This window comes from Roseateles sp., assembly GCF_049240545.1.
Taxonomy (GTDB): domain Bacteria; phylum Pseudomonadota; class Gammaproteobacteria; order Burkholderiales; family Burkholderiaceae_C; genus Paucibacter_A.
Genome location: NZ_JBMLSK010000163.1, coordinates 1 through 1,745, shown reverse-complemented (window position 1 = coordinate 1,745; position 1,745 = coordinate 1). Strand labels below are relative to the sequence as shown.

The 1,745-nt window shown below is 59.5% G+C and carries 3 protein-coding genes; all 3 read left to right on the top strand.

The window, feature by feature from the left end; all coding sequences use genetic code 11:
• Positions 1-563, top strand: a 563-nt coding sequence (locus ACOVRJ_RS10510) for a hypothetical protein (protein ID WP_422043799.1), incomplete at its 5' end; no start/stop codon positions are given.
• Between the two features lie 93 nt (positions 564-656).
• Positions 657-1,103 carry a hypothetical protein gene (locus ACOVRJ_RS10505; RefSeq protein WP_422043798.1) on the top strand — a complete coding sequence of 149 codons (447 nt, stop codon included), beginning with the start codon at positions 657-659 and terminating at the stop codon, positions 1,101-1,103.
• 5 nt (positions 1,104-1,108) lie between these two features.
• A partial coding sequence (locus ACOVRJ_RS10500; RefSeq protein ID WP_422043797.1) for a hypothetical protein occupies positions 1,109-1,745 on the top strand: 637 nt, incomplete at its 3' end.

Sequence of the window (1,745 nt, the reverse complement as noted above, 5' to 3'; positions counted from 1 at the left end):
CCAGGCGCCAGTGGGCCTACGACGGTGCAATCGCCAACGTGGATGCCCGGTTCCAGATCGCTCGGGAGGATGCACTGCAAGCCGGAGAAATCTACGGGTGGCGCCTCAACGGCTCAACGGCAGGTCTTGACGGAGGGCTGGGCAATCCAGTCTCAAGCCAGACGGCTGGGGTGACCTATGCAGCCGGCCGATATGGCGACGGCCTCCTGGTCAAGGACACCACGCGGGTAGCGTGGTCGGTGAGCATCCCATCGGTGTTCCATACCTCCTTTTGGTTCATCCCCGCTGAGGTCACGACTTGCGTGATCTGGGTTGCAAGCGGCCCGGCAGGACTGCTCCTTGTGGGCTATGACGCGGCCATGTCGACCTTCTTCTTGGAAGACCATCTGTCTCGGCAAGTCAACGTTCCGTTCGCGGTGTCGACGACCGATCGCATTTGCATTGGCGTGTGCCAGACCGCCTCGCAGCGGCGCCTCTTCGTTGGTCGCATGGGCGCAGATGTGGAGTCAGCCAGCGCAGCCCTTGCGCCTATCGGAGCCTTCACCAGTCTGCGTCTGTACTAGACCGAGTTTTTCAAACGCGTTCCCAACTGTGGCGCTGTCCTCGCAAGAGGCAGCGCCATTTTCTTTATCCATTCCATTTCACGAGGACCTTTCATGATCGACGAATCCATGCAGCTTCACGGCGCAATGACCCTCATTCTTCGCCGCGCAAGCGGTGAGATCGAGACGGTCCACAAGGACAACATCATCGTCAACGTCGGCTTTGACTTCATTGCCGATGCGATCGGCAAATCAGTCAGCCGGCCAGGCGTGATGGGCTTCATCGCGCTGGGCACTGGTACCACCGCTGCGGCTGCCACCCAGTCAGCGCTGGTGACTGAAATCGACCGCAATGCAGCCACCTATGCCCACACCGCGGGAACAAAGACTTTCACCTTCACAGCGGATTTCCTCGCTGGCGACAGCACCGGAGCCCTCACTGAGGCTGGTGTTTTCAACGCATCAACTGGGGGAATCATGCTCGATCGGGTGGTGTTCCCCGTGGTCAATAAGGGTGCGGATGACAGCCTGACCGCCGTATTCACCTTCACGATGAGCTGATCGACATGCCCGATACGGTGACAGTCAGTGAGGCACAGGGCGCGAGGTATACCTGGGCATCGGCTGGCTTTACGTGGTCGAGCGCAAGCGCCGGAAAGAACTGGACCACAGCGTATCCAGCCGTCTACAACGTGGCGGTGGCTGTGACCCTTGCCTTGGTCGAGGCGACGGGAAGGCAATGGACCAAGCGCCCCAGCGAAGGGCTTGGCTTTGCCGAGAGAGTCGCCAAACAACTGACCTTGCGAGAATCAGAAGCAGTCGGGTTTGGAGAAACCTACTCAGACCTGATCGCCTTCGTCCTTCGGTGGGTCGAAACGATGGCGTTCACTGAGGTTTCCGGGAAAGCCGCCCGCAAGGAAATCAAGGAGGCATTCCAGGTATCCGACTACCTGACCCGTGCGATCACAAAAAAATCGGCGGAGAACTTGGCTTGGTCTGACGCGCAGCGTCAGAGTAGCGTCAAGCGCCTGACTGAGAGCCTGCCTCTTTTAGAGACGCCTCAACGAGGTGTCACCAAGAGCGCCTTCGAAGCCTTCGGGCTAGGGGATGACTTGGATCGCCTGATAACCAAGCGCATCGCTGAGGCGGTGGCGTTTGCCGAGACCTACACCGATCTGATCGCCTTCATCCTGCGGATCAGCG